The organism is Pseudoxanthomonas sp. LH2527, assembly GCF_022539275.1.
Taxonomy (GTDB): Bacteria; Pseudomonadota; Gammaproteobacteria; order Xanthomonadales; family Xanthomonadaceae; genus Pseudoxanthomonas_A.
On record NZ_JAKZBW010000031.1, the window covers coordinates 22859 to 43433 of the forward strand.

General features: G+C 67.8%; 17 protein-coding genes and 1 tRNA gene. 12 read left to right on the top strand and 6 right to left on the bottom strand.

The genetic code is table 11. The annotated features are described in order from the left end of the window. Nucleotides 1–3 precede the first annotated feature (3 nt). The 5 genes from dapD (at nucleotide 4) to asnB (ending at nucleotide 4920) form a co-directional block, all read left to right on the top strand. Entirely contained in the window at nucleotides 4–855 is an 852-nt protein-coding gene (gene dapD / locus MMG85_RS15485) for a 2,3,4,5-tetrahydropyridine-2,6-dicarboxylate N-succinyltransferase (RefSeq protein WP_241046842.1), read from the top strand. 19 nt (nucleotides 856–874) lie between these two features. Then, nucleotides 875–1381, top strand: a complete 507-nt coding sequence (locus MMG85_RS15490; RefSeq protein WP_241046843.1) for a hypothetical protein — start codon at nucleotides 875–877, stop codon at nucleotides 1379–1381. Between the two features lies 1 nt (nucleotide 1382). Continuing rightward, on the top strand, nucleotides 1383–1742 hold the full coding sequence (locus MMG85_RS15495; RefSeq protein ID WP_241046844.1) for an arsenate reductase: 360 nt from the start codon (nucleotides 1383–1385) through the stop codon (nucleotides 1740–1742). After that, nucleotides 1739–2884: a succinyl-diaminopimelate desuccinylase gene (dapE, locus tag MMG85_RS15500; protein WP_241046845.1), complete on the top strand. Its 1146-nt coding sequence runs from the start codon at nucleotides 1739–1741 to the stop codon at nucleotides 2882–2884. The genes MMG85_RS15495 and dapE overlap by 4 nt, the downstream gene beginning before the upstream one ends. Before the next feature lie 323 nt (nucleotides 2885–3207). Then, entirely contained in the window at nucleotides 3208–4920 is a 1713-nt protein-coding gene (asnB, locus tag MMG85_RS15505) for an asparagine synthase B (RefSeq protein ID WP_241046846.1), read from the top strand. A gap of 257 nt (nucleotides 4921–5177) precedes the next feature. Here asnB and MMG85_RS15510 read toward each other — a convergent pair whose 3' ends face one another. Further along, on the bottom strand, nucleotides 5178–7571 hold the full coding sequence (locus tag MMG85_RS15510; protein ID WP_241046847.1) for a penicillin acylase family protein: 2394 nt from the start codon (nucleotides 7569–7571) through the stop codon (nucleotides 5178–5180). 161 nt (nucleotides 7572–7732) lie between these two features. Here MMG85_RS15510 and bfr point away from each other — a divergent pair, with 161 nt between their 5' ends. After that, complete coding sequence (gene bfr / locus MMG85_RS15515) at nucleotides 7733–8218, top strand: bacterioferritin (protein WP_241046848.1); 486 nt, start codon at nucleotides 7733–7735, stop codon at nucleotides 8216–8218. Nucleotides 8219–8310: 92 nt separating this feature from the next. On the opposite strand, the gene MMG85_RS15520 is transcribed toward bfr, so the two are convergent. From MMG85_RS15520 to MMG85_RS15535, 4 genes are all read right to left on the bottom strand, one after another. Then, nucleotides 8311–8967, bottom strand: coding sequence for a thiopurine S-methyltransferase (locus MMG85_RS15520; protein WP_241046849.1), 657 nt, complete (start codon nucleotides 8965–8967; stop codon nucleotides 8311–8313). A gap of 360 nt (nucleotides 8968–9327) precedes the next feature. Then, nucleotides 9328–11571, bottom strand: a complete 2244-nt coding sequence (parC, locus tag MMG85_RS15525) for a DNA topoisomerase IV subunit A (protein ID WP_241046850.1) — start codon at nucleotides 11569–11571, stop codon at nucleotides 9328–9330. A gap of 56 nt (nucleotides 11572–11627) precedes the next feature. Next, a complete protein-coding gene (locus tag MMG85_RS15530) occupies nucleotides 11628–13445 on the bottom strand; it encodes an SLC13 family permease (protein WP_241046851.1) in 1818 nt (605 codons plus the stop codon). 145 nt (nucleotides 13446–13590) lie between these two features. Next, nucleotides 13591–13675, bottom strand: a tRNA-Leu gene (locus MMG85_RS15535). A gap of 92 nt (nucleotides 13676–13767) precedes the next feature. Here MMG85_RS15535 and rnr point away from each other — a divergent pair. The 5 genes from rnr to MMG85_RS15560 all read left to right on the top strand — a co-directional run bounded on the left by rnr (nucleotide 13768) and on the right by MMG85_RS15560 (nucleotide 19018). Further along, nucleotides 13768–16245, top strand: coding sequence for a ribonuclease R (rnr, locus tag MMG85_RS15540; protein WP_241046852.1), 2478 nt, complete (start codon nucleotides 13768–13770; stop codon nucleotides 16243–16245). 137 nt (nucleotides 16246–16382) lie between these two features. Beyond that, nucleotides 16383–16526 carry a hypothetical protein gene (locus tag MMG85_RS15545; protein ID WP_241046853.1) on the top strand — a complete coding sequence of 48 codons (144 nt, stop codon included), beginning with the start codon at nucleotides 16383–16385 and terminating at the stop codon, nucleotides 16524–16526. Nucleotides 16527–16536: 10 nt separating this feature from the next. After that, nucleotides 16537–17016, top strand: a complete 480-nt coding sequence (locus MMG85_RS15550; RefSeq protein ID WP_241046854.1) for a GFA family protein — start codon at nucleotides 16537–16539, stop codon at nucleotides 17014–17016. Between the two features lie 51 nt (nucleotides 17017–17067). Further along, on the top strand, nucleotides 17068–17811 hold the full coding sequence (gene rlmB / locus MMG85_RS15555; RefSeq protein ID WP_241046855.1) for a 23S rRNA (guanosine(2251)-2'-O)-methyltransferase RlmB: 744 nt from the start codon (nucleotides 17068–17070) through the stop codon (nucleotides 17809–17811). Between the two features lie 10 nt (nucleotides 17812–17821). Beyond that, nucleotides 17822–19018: a P1 family peptidase gene (locus MMG85_RS15560; RefSeq protein WP_241046856.1), complete on the top strand. Its 1197-nt coding sequence runs from the start codon at nucleotides 17822–17824 to the stop codon at nucleotides 19016–19018. Between the two features lie 10 nt (nucleotides 19019–19028). Here the strand turns inward: MMG85_RS15560 and MMG85_RS15565 are convergent, their stop codons facing one another. Continuing rightward, nucleotides 19029–19568: an XRE family transcriptional regulator gene (locus tag MMG85_RS15565; protein ID WP_241046857.1), complete on the bottom strand. Its 540-nt coding sequence runs from the start codon at nucleotides 19566–19568 to the stop codon at nucleotides 19029–19031. Between the two features lie 116 nt (nucleotides 19569–19684). Between MMG85_RS15565 and rhtA the strand changes: the two genes are divergently transcribed. Then, nucleotides 19685–20572: a threonine/homoserine exporter RhtA gene (gene rhtA, locus MMG85_RS15570; RefSeq protein ID WP_241046858.1), complete on the top strand. Its 888-nt coding sequence runs from the start codon at nucleotides 19685–19687 to the stop codon at nucleotides 20570–20572. The last annotated feature ends 3 nt before the right edge of the window (nucleotides 20573–20575 follow it).

The window sequence follows — 20575 nt, forward strand, 5'->3', positions numbered from 1 at the left end:
TTGATGACCCGCAAAGCCAGCAAGACCGAAGAACTGAAGTCCACCATCGAGAGCGCGTTCGAGCGCCGCGCCGAACTGACGCCGTCGGAGATCGAAGGTTCCACCCGCACCGCCGTCGAACTGGCCATCGAAGGCCTGGAGAGCGGCAAGCTGCGCGTGGCCGAGCCCGATGGCCAGGGCGGCTGGAAGGTCAACGAGTGGTTGAAGAAAGCGGTGCTGCTGTACTTCCGCGTCAACGAGATGGAACTGGTCGAAGCCTATCCCGCGCCGTTCTGGGACAAGGTCGAGGCCCGCTTCGGCGCCTTCGACGAGAACGACTTCCGCAAGCTCGGCGTGCGCGTCGTGCCGGGCGCGATCGCGCGCCGTGGCACGTACTTCGGCAAGGACGTGGTGCTGATGCCGAGCTTCGTCAACATCGGCGCCCATGTCGGCGAGGGCACGATGGTCGACACCTGGGCGACCGTCGGCTCGTGCGCGCAGATCGGCAAGCACTGCCACCTGTCCGGCGGCGCCGGCATCGGTGGCGTGCTGGAGCCGCTGCAGGCCAGCCCGACCATCATCGAGGACCACTGCTTCATCGGCGCCCGCTCGGAAGTCGTCGAAGGCGTGGTGATCGGCCATCACAGCGTGATCGGCATGGGCGTGTTCATCGGCCAGTCGACGCGCATCTACAACCGCGCCACGAAAGAGATCACCTACGGCTACGTGCCGCCGGGCAGCGTGGTGGTGTCCGGCTCGCTGCCGGCCGCCGACGGCTCGCATTCGCTGTACTGCGCGGTGATCGTCAAGCAGGTCGACGAGAAGACGCGTAGCAAGACGAGTGTCAACGAACTGCTGCGCGGGTTGGCGGACTGAGCATGCTGGAGTGGTGGCCATGATCGCGTCCGTGTTCGTCCTGGCTGCGCTTGCGGGCGTGCCATCAGACTTGCCGGCCGGCTGGCATCCTCTGTCGGCGGTTGCTCTGGAAGAGGATTGGCGCGATGAATCGCCAGTCCGCTTTGACAGACTTGTCGCTGACTTCGATGGGGACGGACGGGAGGATCTTGCGATCCTCCTGCGTTCCGCACGGCATGAGGCACTCTGGGTCCGGCTGGGTGGCGATACGGATGCTGAGGTCTGGCAGAAGTTGGCGGAGCTGCCGCTGCCAGGTGGCGTGATCGATCAGCGGTCCAACATGGGATTGGCTCGCGTTGAGCCAGGTGTCGTGGCTTATGGTTGCTTCGATGGCTCACGGGAGTGCGACATCGCGACCGATGCGCAGCGTCCGAAGCTGGTGCTGACATCGCCCGCGATTGATTTTTTCCGGATGGGATCATCCGCATCCGTTTTCTTCTGGAGCAACTCCCGCAAGAAGTTCCTGCGGGTGTGGACGAGTGACTGACATGACGACGATCTACGGGTTGAAGAATTGCGACACCTGCAAGAAGGCGACCAAGTGGCTGGACCGCTTCGGCATCTCTTACACCTTCGTCGACTACCGCGATGACCGTCAGTCGCCCGACACGTTGAAGGACTGGGCGGAGAAAGCGGGCGGTTGGGATGCGCTGATCAACAAGTCGTCGACGACCTGGCGGCAGCTGCCGGAGAACCGCAAGACGCCGGGATCGGAGGCGGAATGGAAGCTGCTGCTGAAAGAGTATCCGCAGCTGATCCGCCGCCCGCTGGTGATCACCGGTGAAGGCGGGTTTTCACAGGGCTTCAGCGACAATGGCTTCAAGAAGATCTTCGGAGCCGGCGCGTGAGCGATGTCGTCGAACTGTCCTGCGAACTGGTCCGTCGCCATTCGGTGACGCCGGATGATGCCGGTTGCCAGCAGGTGCTGGCGACGCGGCTGGCGCAATGGGGCTTCCACTGCGAGCACCTGCGCTTCGGCGACACCGACAACCTGTGGGCCACGCATGGCAGCGGCTCGCCGGTGCTTGTGCTGCTCGGTCACACCGACGTGGTGCCGCCGGGGCCGCTGTCGGAATGGACCAGTGATCCCTTCGTGCCGACGGTACGCGATGGCGTGCTGTACGGTCGCGGCACGGCCGACATGAAATGCAGTGTGGCGGCGTGCACGATCGCGCTGGAGCGTTTCGTCGACGCGCATCCGGACCATCCCGGCACCGTTGCACTGCTGGTGACCTCGGACGAGGAGGGCGACGCACACGATGGCGTGAAGAAGGTGGCGGCCCTGTTCCGCGAACGCGGCCAGACGATCGACTGGTGCATCACCGGCGAGCCATCGTCGAAAGAGCAACTGGGCGACCTGCTGCGCGTGGGCCGGCGCGGCACGCTGACCGCCACGCTCAGCGTGCGGGGCGTGCAAGGCCATGTGGCCTATCCGCACAAGGCGCTCAACCCGATCCACAAGACGCTGCCGGCGCTGGACGAACTGGCGGCGCGGCAGTGGGACGACGGCTACGAGACGTTCCCGCCGACCAGCCTGCAGATTTCCAACATCCATTCCGGCACCGGCGCCAGCAACGTCATCCCCGGCGAATTGCAGGTGGTGTTCAACCTGCGCTTCAACCCGTCGTGGACGGCGGAGAGGCTGGAGCAGGAGATCGAGGCGGTCTTCCAGCGGCACGGCCTGGACTACAGCGTGCACTGGCATCGCGGTGGCGAGCCGTTCTACACCCCGGAAGGGCATCTGCGCGCGACGGCGCGCGCGGTGCTGGGCGAATTCGCCGGTGCGCCGCCCGAGGAGAGCACCGCGGGTGGCACCTCCGATGCGCGCTTCATCGCACCGCTGGGCGCGGAGTGCATCGAAGTCGGACCGGTCAACGCCAGCATCCACAAGGTCGACGAAAATATCCGCGTGACGGATCTCGAGGCGCTGCCTGGCCTGTACCAGAAGCTGCTTGAGCGGCTGATGCTGCCGGTTCGCGCTGCTTTGTAGGAGCGCCCTCGGGCGCGATGCCTTTCACGCCCGTTCCTGAAAAGCATCGCGCCCGAGGGCGCTCCTACAGGGTCTTGGTGGTTGCAGGCGCAACTTTTGCGGGGCTTGCCAAGCGCTGGCCTAAGCGGTTACGGTCGCCCCATGCCCTGCCGCACCGCCATCAACAACAACCGCAATAACCTGCGTCCGAACAACGGGACGCGGGCGATGCGGCTCTGCGACTAGGCAAGGAAAGACCTGCCGGATACCAGAAACCCGCATCGCGAGATGCGGGTTTCTTCGTTTCGGGCTTCCGCCACCGACCCCACCAGGAGCTTCCACCCATGTGTTCCATCTTCGGCATCTTCGGGCTGCAGCCCGGCGACGACGTCCAGGCCCTGCGACGGCAGTCGCTGGAACTTTCGCAGAAGCAGCGCCACCGCGGCCCCGACTGGAGTGGCGTGTACCACGACGACGGCGCCATCCTGGTGCACGAGCGCCTGGCCATCGTCGATCCGGCCGGCGGCTCGCAGCCGCTGCGCTCGGCGGACGGCGAGCTGGTGCTGGCGGTCAACGGCGAGATCTACAACCATCGCGAACTGAAGGCGGAACTGACGCAGGACTACGCGTTCCAGACGGGCTCGGACTGCGAGGTCATCAATGCGCTGTATCGCGAGGATGAACCTGCCTCCTTCCTCAACCGCCTCAACGGCATCTTCGCGTTCGCGCTGTGGGACAAGGCGAAGGGCCGCGCCCTGATTGCGCGCGATCCGCTCGGCGTCTGCCCGCTGTACTGGGGACACGACCGCGAAGGCCGCCTGTGCGTGGCATCGGAGATGAAGGCGCTGGCGCCGATCTGCGCCGACGTGGCGCAGTTTCCGCCAGGCCACTATTACGAGTTCTCGACGGATACTGCGGAAGGCGGGCCGAGGCCCGCCCTACGGAAGTATTACGAGAAGCCGTGGCGCGATTACGCTGCAGTGGAAGGTGTCGAGGTCGCCAAGCAGGAACTGCGCGAAGCCTTCGAGCGCGCCGTACATCGCCAGCTGATGACCGACGTTCCCTATGGCGTACTGCTGTCGGGCGGGCTGGACTCTTCGCTGGTCGCGGCGGTGGCCGCGCGCTACGCGCGCCACCGCATCGAGGACAACGACACCACCGAAGCCTGGTGGCCGCGGTTGCACTCGTTCGCCATCGGCCTGGAGGGTTCGCCCGACCTGGCGGCGGCCGAGGTCGCGGCGAAGTCGCTGGGTACCGTGCACCACGGCTTCACCTACACCTTCCAGGAGGGGCTGGATGCGATCCCGGAGGTGATCCGACATATCGAGACCTATGACGTCACCACCATTCGTGCGTCGACGCCGATGTACCTGCTCGCGCGCCGCATCAAGGCGATGGGCGTGAAGATGGTGCTGTCGGGCGAGGGCAGCGACGAGATCTTCGGTGGCTACCTGTACTTCCACAAGGCACCGAACGCGCGCGAATTCCACGAGGAGCTGGTGCGCAAGCTGGATGCGCTCTACAACTACGACTGCCTGCGCGCCAACAAGTCGATGATGGCCTGGGGCGTGGAACCGCGCGTGCCGTTCCTCGACGTCGAGTTCCTCGACGTGGCGATGAAGATGGACGCCCTGCACAAGATGATCGACAAGGGCGCCGCCGGCGCACAGCGGATGGAGAAAGGCGTGCTGCGCGAGGCCTTCGACGGCTACCTGCCGGAATCGATCCTGTGGCGGCAGAAGGAGCAGTTCAGCGACGGCGTCGGCTATGGCTGGATCGACGGACTGAAGGCGCATGCCGAGGCGCAGGTCAGCGACCGCGAACTGGCGGCGGCCGACAAGCGTTTCCCGGTCAACCCGCCGCAGACCAAGGAAGCGTACTTCTACCGCACCCTGTTCGAGCAGCACTATCCGGGGCAGGCCTGCGCGGAGACGGTGCCGGGCGGCAAGTCGATCGCCTGCTCGTCACCGGCGGCGATCGCCTGGGATGCCAGCTTCGCGAAGATGGCGGACCCGTCCGGGCGTGCCGTGTCCGGTGTACACAACGCGGCGCTGTAGTCATCTTCCTTCTCCCGGCGTGCGGGGAGAAGGTGGCCGACAGGCCGGATGAGGGGCGAGCGAAGCCAGTTTGTGCGGACGGCGCCGAAGCGGGAGAGGCAAGAACGCCCCTCATCCGCCTTCGGCATCTTCTCCCCATCGCGGGCGATGGGGAGAAGGGCGGCGTCGGGCGCTACGTCGGGCCGGGCGGTGTCCAGCTTGCATGACGCGGCGCTGCAGGCATTCTGCTTTTCCCCGCATGGGGGAAAAGGAATACGTCAGGGCCGCAGCGTGAGCGTGTGGATGGCATCGCCCGGCAGGAACGATGTCGGCCTTCCATGCACCCAGTCATCATGGCCGGCGCCCCAGAACGGCGACATCGGGTGTCCGCTCTGGCCGCCGGGCATGTGGATGATGCCGTCGGCTTCGTGCCCGGGCGACACCACCATGCGCTCCGAGGCGCCGAACGCCGGCCCCTGCACGCGCGGCATCGCGCCATCGCCGGCCAGCGGTTCGCCCGGCATGCACAGCTTCGGTTTGAGGAAGGTGGGCAGGGCGTTGGCCAGCGGATGGCAGATCTTCGCGGTATTGCGCTCGCCCCAGCGGCGCTCGGTCAGCGGCCCCTGTTCGGCGAGGTCGTCGCGGACTTCCTTCGCCGCATCCTCCAGCAGCGCATCCCAGGTGTCGTAGCGGCGCGACAGCAGATGCGGCGGACGCTGTTCCAGCAACGGCCACACGACGCCTTCCAGCTGCGGCAGGTCGGGCATGACGAAGTCCTTGCCCTGCGCCGCCTGTGCGGGCGCGGTCAGGCCGTCGGCGATGCGCGCGTGCACGGCCAGGCGCCAGGCACGCACCAGGCGATAGCTGACCGAATCGACACTGGCGACGCCTTCCCAGGTCTTGCCGGCATCGGCGAGCGCCTTGATCGATGCGTTGGCAGGCTGCCGCTTCGCTTCATCCTGCAGCAGACGCCACCAGCGCTCGAGAAACAGCGCACGGTCGTCGAGCTGGATGGCCAGCAGCTCCTTTTCGGTGAACTGCTCCTTCGCCAGCAGGCCGTCGCGGATCTGCTTCGCGCGTGCGCCCAGCGCATAGCCGCCATCGCCGACGCGTGCGAGCGCCGCACCGTCCAGCACGCGTGCGTTCGCCGTCCACAGGCGATGGTTGGGCGGCGAGGTGAGCACGGGCGAGAGCTGGCTGGAAATCACCCAGGGCGTGCAACTGTCCGGCGACAGCGGAACGACATCGTCCGCAGGTGCAGCCGGTGCCAGTTCCAGCGTATGCGGGCACGACGCGGCGCGCGATGGCAGCGGTCCCAGGATGCGCCAGGCGATGCGGCCGTTGTGGTCAGCGATCACCAGGTTCTGCGCCGGCGTGGCCGTGCGCTGCGCCACCGACAGGGCGGCGGACAGATCGCCGGCGGAGGCGAAATCCGACAGCCCGAAGTTCAGCGCGCCCGGCTGGTGCGCCACCCAGCGCAGCGCCAGTGCAGGCTGCTTGCCTTGCGCCGGGTGGATGATCGGTCCGTAGCGGGTGTCCTGCACGTCCAGCGTCACCGGGTCCGCGCCGGCGACACGGATCGTTTCCGCATGGTGTTCGACCGCATCGCAGGTATCGGTGGGATCGTTCCTATCGCAGGGCTTCACCGGATACCAGTCCGCCGTGTCCGCATAGCTGTTGGTGAAGCCCCACGCCACGTGGCCGTTGCTGCCCACGATGATCGCCGGCAGGCCGGGCAGGCTGAAGCCGGAGACATCCACCTTGCCGCCGGGCGCATGCGGGTCCGGGTAACGCAGGCGCACGCGGAACCAGATGTTCGGCGCGCGCAGGCCCAGGTGCATGTCGTCGGCGACGATCGCGCGCCCGTCTGCCGTCAGTGCGCCGGCCACCGCCCAGTTGTTGCTGCCCGGCGTGCCCTTGTCGGCCAGGCGCTGGTGCGTGTCGCTCTTCGGCATGGGCAACGTGCGCAGGTCGACCTGGTCGGCGGTCGGCAAGGCGGCGTTGCCGCGCGGCTCGCCCTGCAGCGGCGCATCCCATTCGGTGCCGTCGTGGGCCAGCAACGCGTACAGCGCGGGCGGCACCTGGCGACGGATCTTCCACAGGCCGAGCTCGCGCACGTTGTCGGCGTCCTGCAGGTCGAAGTACATGGCATAGCCGGCCAGCGCGGAGTCGGCGACTTCCCACGGGCGCGGCGATTGCCGCAGCAGCAGGTACGGCCAGGGGCGGGTCTTCAGCGCACCCAGACCGTCGTTGACGCCGTTGGCGTAGGCCTGCGGCTGCGGCATGCGATCGCCGGCGAATCCGTCGAGCGACGCCATCGCGCGTGCGCGCATGCGATGCATCCGGCGATCCTTGTCCAGACCCACCGCGACGGGGCCGAACAGTTCGGACAGCTCGCCGGCGGAGCTGCGCCGCATCAGGTCCATTTCGAAATAGCGTTCCTGTGCGTGCACGAAGCCGAGCGCGCGCATCGCATCGGTTTCGCTGGCCGCGTCGATGGTCACCACGCCGAGCGCATCGCGCTGGACGGTGACCGGTGCGGACAGGCCCGCCAGCGGCTGCTCGCCGTCCAGGGCCGCCAGGCTGCCCCGCATCGACCACCACGCCACCAGCAATGCCACGACAACCAGGGCCAACAGCAGCAGCGCGATGCGCCGGGTCCACTTCAGCATTGCGGGATCCTTGCGGTGAGGTGCGTGGCGGGTGGCCGGATTATTCCACGGAAGCCATGACCGTCACTGCCGCGCCGCAACGACGAACGAGACTGATTCCGATTCGGTCACGCCGCGATCCGTTCGGGCATCCTGTGCGCCTCGCCACCGGAGCCCACCCCATGAAAGGCCATCCCGACGTCGTCGACTACCTCAAGTTCCTGCTGCGCGGCGAACTGGCCGCCCGCGACCAGTACTTCATCCATTCGCGCCGCTACGAGGACCAGGGGCTGATGGCCCTGTTCCACCGCATCGACCACGAGATGCAGGAAGAGACCCAGCATGCCGACGCGCTGCTGCGCCGCATCCTGTTCCTGGAAGGCGACCCGGACATGCGCCCGGAGGCGTTCGTGGCCGGCAAGACGGTGGAGGAGATGCTGCAGCGGGACCTGGACGTGGAATACGCCGTGCGGGCCAACCTGGCCAAGGGCGTCGGGATCTGCGAGCAGCATGGCGACTACGTCAGCCGCGAAATCCTGCTGGCGCAGCTGAAGGACACCGAGGAAGACCACGCGCACTGGCTGGAACAGCAGTTGGGCCTGATCAAGCGCCTGGGGATCGAGCTGTACCTGACGTCGAAGCTCGACGGCAAACCTGCCGCCGAATAACCGCCTCCCGTAGAGCCGAGCTTGCTCGGCTCCGCAATCCATTTACGCGGGGACGGGACCGAAAAGCAGCGGAGCGGGCTCCGCTCTACGAACTACGAACGGTGGAGACGATACACGGCGGTCTCCAGCGCGCTCAGGCCTTCCTCGCGGAAACGCGGCTCCTGATCGAGGATGTCGCGACGTTCCAGCAGCGTGTGCTGCCACGGCGCCGCGAACAGCGCGTCGACGTCCGGCGCTTCCACCGAGAACGGTGGCCCGGCTTTCTCGGCCTGCGGATACTCCAGCGTGATCAGCAGTCCCTCGCAGCCGGTCGGCAGGCTGGCATAGACGGTGTCGCGATAGCGCAGGCGCAGGGCGGGCGGCAGCGCGATCAGGGCGGCGCGGTCGTAGACGGCGGCCACGTCCGCCAGCAGGGCCTGGTCCAGGCCGAACGCGTCGCCGAGGATGATCTCGATGGGGCCGGCACTGAAGTGTTCGCCGTAGCGACTGGTTGTCCGCACCGGGTCGAGGCCGGCCTCGTCGAAGAACTGCGTCACCGCCAGCGGCGACAGCTCCACGCCCAGCACGCGATGCCCCTGCGCGGCCAGCCAGTGCATGTCGAGCGACTTGCCGCACAGCGGCACCAGTATGCGCGACGCCTCCGGCAATCCCAGCGACGGCCAGTGCTTCTGCAGCAGCGGCATCACGTCGTGGCGATGGAAACCGATCTGGCCTTCCTGCCACTTCTGCAACCAGAAATCGGCGTCCATCAGCGCTCACTCTGCAAGAAAAGAAGGATGAAGCCAAGGCGTAGAGTCGAGCTTGCTCGACTCCGGCAGTCTCTGATGCCGTGCGATCCAGCGGAGCAAGCTCCGCTCTACGGCTTCTTGTGGCAAGCCGATGGCGCAAACGCTGCTCTGAACGTGTGCCTTGCACGTCCCGTTACTGCACCTGCAGTCCATCGACCTTCTGCCGCGCCCCCTGGAAAGCAGGTCGTGGCTGTCACGAACGCGCCGCAGCGCGCCCGGTCGGTGAACTACTGGATGTCGAGTCCATCGACCTTCTGCCGCGCCTCCTGAAAAGCAGGTCGTGGCGATGACGAACGCGCCGCAGCGCGCCCGGTCAGTGAACTACTGGATGTCGAGTCCATCGACCTTCTGCCACCCACGCGGCAACAACCCACCCCGCGTCGCGCGCGCACCGACATACGCATCCAGGTCCTTGAACGACAGGCTCATCGTGCGCTGGCCGCTCTTGACCAGCAGCGTGGCGCCGGGCGACACGGCGGCGATGGCGACGACATGCTCGGTGCCCAGCTTGGCCTTGGGGATCTCGATGATCTTGTTGCCTTTGCCCTTGTCCAGTTCCGGCAGTTCGCTGACCGGGAAGGCTAGCAGATGGCCGGCACTGGTGACGGCGACGATGCGGTCGGTCGCGGCGTTCGGCACCGGCGCAGGCTGCAGCACGTTCGCGCCGACGGTCAGGTTGAGCATGGCCTTACCGGCCTTCTGGCGACCGGTGAGATTCTCGAAGCGGGTGACGAAGCCGTAACCATGCGAGGACGCCAGCACGAAGCGGCTGTCGTTGTCGCCGCTGGCCAAGGCCTGGAACGAGGCGCCCGCCGCCGGCGAGAAGCGGCCGGTCAGCGGTTCGCCATTGCCGCGTGCGGACGGCAGCGTGTGCACGGCGGTGGAATAACTGCGGCCTTCCGAGTCCAGGAACGCCACCTGCTGGGTGCTGCGCGAGCGCACCGCGCCCAGCAGCCCGTCGCCATCGCGATACGACAGCGTGGAGGCATCCACGTCGTGGCCCTTGGCCGCGCGGATCCAGCCTTTCGCCGACAGCACCACGGTCATCGGTTCGCTGGCGACCAGTTCGGTTTCGTCCAGCGCCTGCGCAGCATCGCGCTGCACCAGCGGCGACAGGCGCGCGTCGCCAAACTTCTTCGCGTCCGCGGCCAGTTCGTCCTTGATCAGCTTCTTCAGCTTGGCCTTCGAGTCGAGGATGCCGGCGATCTTCTCGCGCTCGGCCTGCAGCTCGTCCTGCTCGCCGCGGATCTTCATTTCCTCCAGGCGGGCGAGCTGCTTGAGCTTGGTGTCGAGGATGTAGTCGGCCTGTTCCTCGCTCAGCTTGAAGCGGGCGATCAGCGCAGCCTTCGGTTCGTCCTCGGTGCGGATGATGCGGATGACTTCATCCAGGTTGAGGAACGCGACCAGCAGGCCTTCCAACAGGTGCAGGCGGCGATCGACCTTGTCCAGCCGGTGCTTCAGGCGGCGGGTGACGGTGTCGCTGCGGAACGCCAGCCATTCCGTCAGCAGCATCTTCAGGTTCTTGACCTGCGGACGGCCATCCAGCCCGATGATGTTGAGGTTGACCCGGTAGCTCTTCTCCAGGTCGGTGGTGGCGAACAGGTGGCCCATCAGCTGCTCGGCATCCACGCGGTTGGAGCGCGGGATCAACACCACGCGCACCGGATTGGCGTGGTCGGATTCGTCGCGGATGTCCTCCAGCCACGGCAGCTTCTTGGCGCGCATCTGCGCGGCGATCTGCTCGATCACCTTCGACGGCGACACCTGGTAGGGCAGGGCGTCGATGACGATGTTGGCGTTGTCCTTGCGCCAGGTGGCGCGTGCGCGGACGCTGCCATGCCCGGTTTCGTACATCGTGCGCAGGTCGGACGCCGCGGTGATGATCTCGGCGGTCGTCGGATAGTCGGGGCCGCGCACGTGTTCGCACAGGTCGGCGATGGTCGCGTCCGGGTCGTCGATCAGGCGGATGCAGGCGCTGACGATCTCGTTGAGGTTGTGCGGCGGCACGTCGGTCGCCATGCCCACGGCGATGCCGGTGGTGCCGTTGAGCAGCAGGTGCGGCAGGCGCGCCGGCAGCCAGGTCGGCTCCTCCAGGGTGCCGTCGAAGTTCGGCGTCCAGTCCACCGTGCCCTGGCCCAGTTCGCCCAGCAGCACTTCGGCGATGGGCGTGAGCTTGGATTCGGTGTAGCGCATGGCCGCGAACGACTTGGGGTCGTCCGGCGAGCCGAAGTTGCCCTGGCCTTCGATCAGCGGATAGCGGTACGAGAACGGCTGCGCCATCAACACCAGCGCTTCGTAGCAGGCGCTGTCGCCGTGCGGGTGGTACTTGCCGATGACGTCGCCGACGGTGCGCGCGGACTTCTTCGGCTTGGCGCCGGCGTTCAGGCCGAGCTCGCTCATCGAATACACGATGCGCCGCTGCACCGGCTTCAGTCCGTCGCCGATGAAGGGCAGGGCGCGGTCCAGCACCACGTACATCGAGTAGTCGAGGTAGGCGCGCTCGGCGTACTCGCGCAGCGGGATCTGTTCGAAACCGTGGAAGGTGGGGCGGATTGTTTCGGTCATTGCGGGCGCACGGTCTACGGGTCGGAAAACCCGCCCATTCTACCCGTCGCCCTGTCTCAGCCGCCGATACTCGGCAGCAGCGGCCCGTCCAGCCACAGCCAGCGCGCCAGCCAGGCGGTGGTGACCGCGATGGCGGCGGTCAGCGGCACGCCGACCCGGAGGAAATCGCCGAAGGTGTAGCGCCCGGGGTTGAGGATCAGCAGGTTGCCGTGATGGCCGATGGGGGTCAGGAACGAGGCCACCGCGCCCATCGCCGTGCAGACCACAAAGGGCACCGGGTTCAGGTCCAGCCCGGTGGCCAGCGCCAGCGCGATGGGGGCCAGCAGCACGGTGGTGGCGGCGTCGGACAGGATCTGCGTGAGCAGCGCGGCGGTGCCGAACATCACCAGCAGCAACACCAGGGGCGACCAGTGGGCGGCGTGGTTCAACAACAGGTCGGCCACCAGCGACGCGGTGCCGGTCTTCTCCATGGCGATGCCCAGCGGGATCACGCCGCCGATCATCACGAAGATGCGGATGTCGATTTCCTGGTAGGCGCGCTCGATGTCCACGCAGCGTGTCAGCACCATGGCCACCGCGCCGGCCAGGAAGGCGATGTGCGGCGCCAGCGTCTCGGTCGCGGCGGCCGCCACCGCGGCGGCCATGATTGCCAGCGCGACCGGCGCGCGCCGCCGTGGTTTCACCTGGCCGCCGAACGGCATCAGCATGAGGAAGCCGTGGTGGGTCGCCAGCGGTTCCAGGTTCTGCTGCTGGCCCCAGAGCACCAGCAGGTCGCCTTCCTGCAGCACCGTCTCCGACAGCTCGCCGTGCAGCCAGCCCTCGCGGCGCCACAGGCCGACCACTACCACGCCGAGGTTCCGCAGGAAGTCGATGTCGGCCACGCTGCGGCCGATGAACTCGGAGTGCGGCGCGACCACCGCCTGCACCAGTTGTTCCTCGCCGAGCGTCTCGCTCTTGCCGTCCTCCCGCTTCTCGCCGTACTTGGCCACCGCGTGCAGGGCCAGGCCGGGCTCGTTGCGGATCGAGGCGATCTCGTCCGGCGACGCGCGCACCAGCAGCACGTCGCTGGCGGCCAGCGTGCTGTCCATGCGCTGGTTGCGGCGGCGCATGCCGTGGCGCAGCCAGTCCACCACCTGCAGCCGGTCGTCGAAGGTCTTCTCGAAGTCGCCGCGCGACTTGCCGATCCACGGCGAATCCTCTTCCACCAGCAGCTCGGTGTAGTAGCGATCCAGCTTCAGGTAATCGCCCTGCGGCGTTTCGCCTTCGCGCTTGGGCACCAGCCACCGCCCGAGCAGCATGTAGACCGTGCCCAGCACCACCAGCGCGATGCCGATGGGCGTGACCGCGAAGATGTCGAGGTCGGGCAGGCCGGCGCGCTTGATCAGGTCGTTCGACAGCAGGAAGGCCGGCGCACTGAACAGCGTCAGCGTGGTGCCCAGCGAGGCGGCGAGCGACATTGGCATCAGCAGGCGCGATGCGGCCAGCTTCTGCTCGCGCGCGATGCGCATCAGGATGGGCAGCATCATCGCGGTGACCATGACGTGGTGCGAGAACGCGGCCAACGCCGCCGTCGCCGGCATGACCACGGCAATGGTGCGCCATTCGCTGCCGCCCGCCGCGCGGCCGATGCCGGCGCCGATGCGCTCGGTGATGCCGGTGGCGGACAATCCGGCCGACAGCACGAACACGGCGGCGACGATGATCGCCGGCTCGCTGGCGAAACCGGACAACGCTTCCTTGGGTCCCAGGATGCCGGTCAGCGACAGCGCAAGCAGGCAGAGCAGGGCAACCAGGTCGACACGGAGCTTCTCGCTGATGAACAGTCCCAGCGTGATCGCCAGGATGATCAGGAAGAGGATCTGTTGGAACTCCATGCGTGCTCCGCCCCGGGATGTGCAACCTGCCGTGCACCAGCCTACTGCGGCCGCGCGCAGCGATGTGTTAGGCGAGCCGCCCGGCGCGCGCGCGGCGGGTGCCGGAACGAAAAACCCCCGCTTTCGCGAGGGTCTTCGTTATGCGTGGTGCCCAGGAGAGGACTCGAACCTCCACGGTTTTACCCGCTAGTACCTGAAACTAGTGCGTCTACCAATTCCGCCACCTGGGCAGGTAAGCGAGGCGCGCATTTTGTGGGGAGCGCCCGGGATTGTCAACGGTTCCTTCGCGGGGCGTGGTTCAGGCGGGGTGTACCATCGGCGCATGACCAAGAAGACCCCACGCAGCGGCGGCAAGACGCCCGCAGGAAAAGAAACCTCGTCGGCCGGCAAGGCCGGCACCCGCACGCCAGGCAAGTCGGCCAAGCCCAAGAAGGCCCTGCCGCCCTGGATGCCGGAGCAGCCCGCCTCGCCGGGCCGCCGGGCCGGCGGCCCGCCCCACCGCGGGGGCGGCGGCCGCACGTCACCGCCACGCAGCGGCGGTCGCTTCGTCGATCCGCATGCGCAGCGCGAGGCGCAGCGCTACGAGCAGCCGATCGCCAGCCGCGAAGCCATCCTCGGCTTCCTCGAAGCCGCCGAGGGCCCGCAGACGGCGGAGGAGATCGCCGGTCCGCTGGGGCTGGACGCGCCCGACCGCTTCGATGCACTGACCAAGCGCCTGGGCGCGATGGTCCGCGACGGGCAACTGGTGCAGAACCGCCGCGGCGGCTTCGCGCCGGTGCAGCAGACCGACCTGATCGCCGGCACGGTGATCGCCAATCCCGACGGCTTCGGCTTCCTGCGCCCGGACACCGGCGGTGGCGACGACCTGTTCCTGCCGCCCTACGAGATGCGCAAGGTCATGCACGGCGACCGCGCACTGGCCAACGTCACCGGCATCGATCGCCGCGGCCGCCGCGAAGGCAGCATCGCGCGCGTGCTGGAGCGCGGCGTCACCCGCCTGATCGGCCGCTTCGGCTTCGAGGTCGGCATCGCCTACGTGGCGCCGGACGACAAGCGCATCCAGCGCAACGTGCAGATTCCGCAGGACGCCACCGGCGGCGCGCGCGACGGCCAGCTGGTGGTGGTCGAACTGACCCAGGCCCCGGATGCCCGCCGTCCGCCGATCGGCAAGGTCATCGCGGTGCTGGGCGACAGCCTGACCCCGTCGCTGGTGGTCGAGGCCGCGATCCACGGTCATAACCTGCCGCACGAGTTCCCGCAGGAAGTGCTGGACGAAGCCACGGCGGTACCACTGGTGGTCGAGCAGGCGATGATCGGCAACCGTGTCGACCTGCGCGCGATGCCGCTGGTGACCATCGACGGCGCTGACGCGAAGGACTTCGACGATGCGGTGTATTGCGAGAGCAATCGCCAGGGCCTGCGCATGAAGAACCGCAGTGGCTACCGCCTGGTGGTGGCCATCGCCGACGTGTCGCACTACGTCCGCCCCGGCACGCCGCTGGACGACGAAGCGCAGAAGCGCGCGACGTCGGTGTATTTCCCCGGTTTCGTGGTGCCCATGCTGCCGGAGACGCTGTCCAACGGCATCTGTTCGTTGAATCCGAAAGTCGACCGCATGTGTTTCGTCTGCGACATGCAGGTCAACAGCGAGGGCGAAGTCACCCAGTCGAAGTTCTACGAGGCGGTGATGCGCTCGCACGCCCGCCTGACCTACGACCAGGTGTGGAAGGCCGTCGGCGAGAACGACGCCGAGTCGCGCGCATCGATCGGTGCGCTGCTGCCGCATGTCGAGCGCCTGCACGAGCTGTACGGCCTGCTGGCCAAGGCGCGCGAGAAACGGGGTGCGATCGAGTTCGAGACCTCCGAAGTCCGCTTCGAGCTGGACAACCGCGGTGAAGTCACCCAGGCCGGCATGCTGCAGCGTAACGACGCGCACAAGCTGATCGAGGAATGCATGATCGCGGCCAACGTCGAGGCCGCGCGCTACCTGCTGGGTGCGCATGTGCCGGCACCGTATCGCGTGCACGACCGTCCGCCGGAGTCGAAGTACGCGGACCTGCTGGAGTTCCTGAAGGAGTTCAAGCTCAGCCTGCCGGCCTGGTCGAAGGTGCAGCCGCGCGATTTCACCCAGTTGCTGAAGAAGATCCGCGAGCGTCCCGATGTCGCGCTGCTGGAGTCCGTGGTGCTGCGCAGCCAGAGCCTGGCGGTGTATTCGCCGGACAATGCGGGCCACTTCGGCCTGGCGCTGGACGCCTACGCGCACTTCACCTCGCCGATCCGCCGGTACCCCGACCTGCTGGTGCACCGCGCCATCAAGTACGCGCTGACCAAGGGCAAGCCGGAGAAATTCCTGTACTCCGCGCATGAGATGGCGGCGCTGTCGCTGCAGTGTTCCGAGCGCGCGCGCCGCGCCGACGAGGCCGAGCGCGAGGTCGACGAACGCTACCGCGCGGCATGGATGGAGCAGCATGTCGGCGGGCAGTTCGACGGCGTCATCAGTGGCGTCACCAGCTTCGGCCTGTTCGTGGAGCTGGACCAGTCCAAGGTCAACGGACTGGTGCACGTGACCCAGTTGCCGCAGGACTACTACCACTTCGATCCGCTGCGCAAGATGCTGTCCGGCGAGCGTCGCTGCCTGACGTTCCGGCTGGGTGACCGCGTGCGCATCATCGTGCTGAAGGCCAGCCTGGAAGATCGCAAGATCGACTTCCGCCTGGTCGACGACAAGGGCAGGGACAGCGGGCCGCCGCCTTCCTCGCCGCGCGGCCAGCCGGCCAAGCGGCCGAAGCGGAAGTACTGATTTAATGCCGTCATCCCGGCGAAAGCCGGGACCCAGCGACTTGCATGCGGTTGCACTGATATCCGCACGCGGGCGGCTGGGTGTTTGGAGCTGAAGGCACTGGGTCCCGGCCTGCGCCGGGATGACGGACAAGGGCCATGCCGTCGTCCCAGCGCAAGCTGGGACCCATCTTGATTTTCTTGAGCACATCGCCAGGTGAGGAAGAGAAGAGCACGATCAAGATCAACGTGGATCCCGGCTTTCGCCGGGATGACGATCAGGATCGTGGTGTTTCCCCTTGATTGACCCGGAGTGCCCATGCCCCCCGACATTCACACCGGCGGCTGCCAATGCGGCGCCATCCGCTTCCGCATCACCGGCGAGCTGCGGGATGCGTCGATCTGCCATTGCCGGATGTGCCAGAAGGCGTTCGGGGCGTACTACGCGCCGCTGGTCTCCACGCGTGGCGCGCTGCTGGAATGGACGCGCGGTGAGCCGAAGCGGTTCCGTTCGTCCAACGTGGTGCAGCGTGGCTTCTGCGGCGACTGCGGCACGCCGCTGACCTACGAGGCGCCGGACGGCGTGGCGGTGGCGGCGGGTGCGTTCGATCATCCGGCAGGGTTGGCGCCGTGGGTGCAGTACGGCGTGGAAGGCAAGCTGCCGTACGTGGACACGCTGCCGGCCTTGCCGCAGCGGCGCACCGAGCAGGACGAGGCGGCGACAGCCTTTCTCGCCGACGTCGTGTCCTGCCAGCATCCGGACCACGACACCGCGGCATGGCCGCCGCGCTGAGCCGGCGGTCGGTGCGATAATGCCGGCCTTTCCAACGCGGCCGTACAGCGCATGAGCAAGCAGAACCAGTGGATCGTCGGCGTCAACGCGGTCGCCTCGGCGGTCGAGAACGACGCCGACAACGTGCGCGAGATCCTGGTCGAAGGCGGCAGCAAGAACGCGCGCCTGACCGAGATCGAGGAGAACGCGCGCCGCAAGGGCATCGACGTGCGTCGCGTCACCGGACAGGCGCTGGACGGCGTGGCCGGTGCGTTGCGCCACCAGGGCGTGGCTGCACGCTATGCCGCCGCGCCGACCTGGGACGAGAACGAGCTGCAGGGCCTGGTGGAAGCCGCCGAAGGCAAGGCGCTGCTGCTGGTGCTCGATGGCGTGCAGGACCCGCACAACCTAGGGGCCTGCCTGCGCAGCGCCGCCGCCGCCGGCGTCACCGCGGTGATCATTCCCAAGGACAAGTCGGTCGGCGTCAACGCCACCGTGCGCAAGACCTCGGCCGGTGCGGCCGACCGCATCCCGGTGGTGCAGGTCACCAACCTGTCGCGCTGCCTGCGCGACCTGCAGCAGCTCGGCGTGTGGATCTACGGCCTGGCCGGCGAGGCGACGGCCTCGCTGTACGCCACCGACCTGCGCGGCAACGTGGCGCTGGCGCTGGGCGGCGAAGCCGACGGCCTGCGTCGCCTGACCCGCGAACACTGCGACGGGCTGGTGAAGATTCCCATGCCCGGCGACATCGAAAGCCTCAACGTGTCGGTCGCCGCCGGCATCACGCTGTTCGAGGCGGTCCGCCAGCGCCAGTAAAGGAGCCCGCATGTCCTGCACGCCGCATCCTTGGTTCGTTCGACTGGCGGCACTGCTGCTGCTGGGGCTGTCCTCGCTCACCGCGCTTGCTCAGGAAGCGCCGCGCGCACGCGCCCGCGATCTCGGCGTGGCGCCTGGCATCTTCGCTCCCGGTACGCACAACGCCATCACCGACGTCGCCGGCGTGCGCGTCGGCCAGGTGACGCTGAAGGAAGGCGATACCGTGCGCACCGGCGTCACCGCCATCCTGCCGCATGCGGGCAACGTGTATCGCTCACGCGTGCCGGCCGCGGTGCATGTCGGCAACGGTTTCGGCAAGTTCATCGGCAGCACCCAGGTCAACGAGCTGGGCGAACTGGAAACGCCCATCCTGCTCACCTGCACGCTGTGCGTGTGGAAGGCCGCCGATGCGATGGCGGACTGGATGCTGGCGCAGCCGGACATGCAGCAGGTGCGCTCGCTCAACGTGGTGGTCGGTGAAACCAACGACGGTGGACTCAACGACATCCGCGCACGTCCCGTCACCGCCGAGGCCGTGCGCCGCGCGCTGGCATCCGCGACCGGCGGCGCCGTGCAGGAGGGCAGCATCGGCGCGGGCACCGGCACGGTGGCGTTCGGCTGGAAGGGCGGCATCGGCACCTCGTCGCGCAGGCTGCCGGCATCGCTGGGTGGCTGGACCGTCGGCGTGCTGGTGCAGAGCAATTTCGGCGGCGTGCTGCAGGTCTCGGGCGCGCCGGTCGGACGCGAGCTGGAACGGTATGCGTTCCAGAACGCCGTCGCCGCGCAGGCCGAGGGTCGCCGCGGCGCGGCGGACGATCGTGGCGATGGCTCGATCATCATCGTCATCGCCACCGATGCACCGTTGGGCGACCGCAACCTGCGTCGCGTGGCCTCGCGCGCCATGATGGGCCTGGGCCGTACCGGCAGTTCCGCCTCCAACGGCAGCGGCGACTACGTGCTCGCGTTCTCGACCGCGAAATCGGTGCGGCGAGCCTTCGATGCGCCATGGCTGCAGACCGCCGAACTCGCCAACGAGCAGATGAGCGCGGTGTTCCAGGCCAGCGTCGAGGCGGTGGAAGAGGCGATCTACAATTCGATCTTCATGGCGACCACGGTCAGCGGCAACGGCGAGACGGTCGAGGCCATTCCGCTGGATCGAGTGCGCGACATCCTGCAGCGGCACGGCATCGCACCGCCGAAGAAGTGATCCTCCGGAGTCAGTGCACGACGTTGCGGATGAAGCGCAACGGCGTGTCGCCGTCGTTGCGGTAGGCGTAGTCGCGGTCGCTCGGAAACACGAAGAAATCGCCTGCGGCGACGATGTGGTCGCCGCCCGGCAGTTCGACCACCAGATCGCCTTCGATGACGAAGAACATCTCGTGCCACCCGGCCGGGTCCGCCGCCGACGTGTAACGGTCGCCCGGCATCAGCGTCCACGCCCACAGTTCCACGTCGTGGGCGGCCGGCGCGGTCGCCAGCAGCACGCCCTGCGAGCCCGGTGTACGTCCGCTCCAGGCCAGCGCCTGGATGCGGTCCAGGCCCGGCGCGCTGGGCGGTTTCACCAGGTCCGCGAACGTCACCTTGAGCGCTTCGGCGATGCGGTCCAGCGTGTTGAGGCTGACGTTGGCATCCCCGGACTCGATGCCGACCAGCATGCGGCGGCTGACCGCCGAGGCTTCCGCCAACGCCTGCTGGCTGAGGCCGGCGTCGGTGCGCAGGCGGCGGACGTTGTCGGCGACGTGTTCCAGCACGCTCATCGGCAGGGGTTGCGCAACATATTGCACATCCGGTAGGCTTCGGTCTGCGCAATATAGTGCGCAGACCCTGATATCCTCAAGCGCAGGCGCCACATGCGTCTGCTGGTGCCGCCGCCATGCCGTCTTCCCACGTCCACCCCGCCGCCAGCTGGCAGCCCGTCGCGCTGCTGCTCGTCGCCATGCTGTCGATCCAGGCCGGCGCCTCGATGGCGAAGAGCCTGTTCCCGGTGGTCGGCGCGACCGGCGCCACCGCATTGCGACTCGGGCTGGCCACGCTGATCCTGATGGCGGTGTTCCGCCCATGGCGCACGCGCGTCACCCGCGCGCAATGGCCGCTGCTGTTGTTCTACGGCGCCTCGCTGGGACTGATGAACCTGCTGTTCTACAAGGCGCTGGAAACCGTGCCGCTGGGCATCGCCGTGGCGCTGGAGTTCACCGGTCCGCTGGCGGTGGCGCTGTTCGGTTCGCGTCATCTGCGTGACGTGGTCTGGGTGGCGCTGGCGGTCATGGGGCTGGTGCTGCTGGTGCCGGAGCAGGGAGCCCGGAACGTGGATCTCGTGGGCGCAGCCTATGCGCTCGGCGCGGGCGCGTGCTGGGCGATGTACATCGTGTTCGGCCAGAGGGCCGGCAATGCGCATGGCCCGCAGACGGTCGCGATCGGCAGCTGCATCGCCGCGGTGGTGGCGGTGCCGTTCGGTGTCGCGCACGCCGGCACCGCGTTGCTCGCGCCCGCGCTGCTGCCGGTCGCGCTGGCGGTAGCGCTGCTGTCCACCGCGATTCCCTACAGCCTGGAAATGGTGGCGCTGACCAAGATGCCCACGCGCACCTTCGGCATGCTGATGAGCCTGGAGCCGGCCATCGCCGCCGTGTGCGGCCTGCTGTTCCTGCACGAACACCTGTCGCTGCTGCAGTGGCTGGCGATCGCCGCGATCATCGTGGCATCCGCCGGCGCGGCGATGAGCTCGCGTCCGCCGGTGGCGACGGCAGGCAGTGGCGAAGGATAGCGT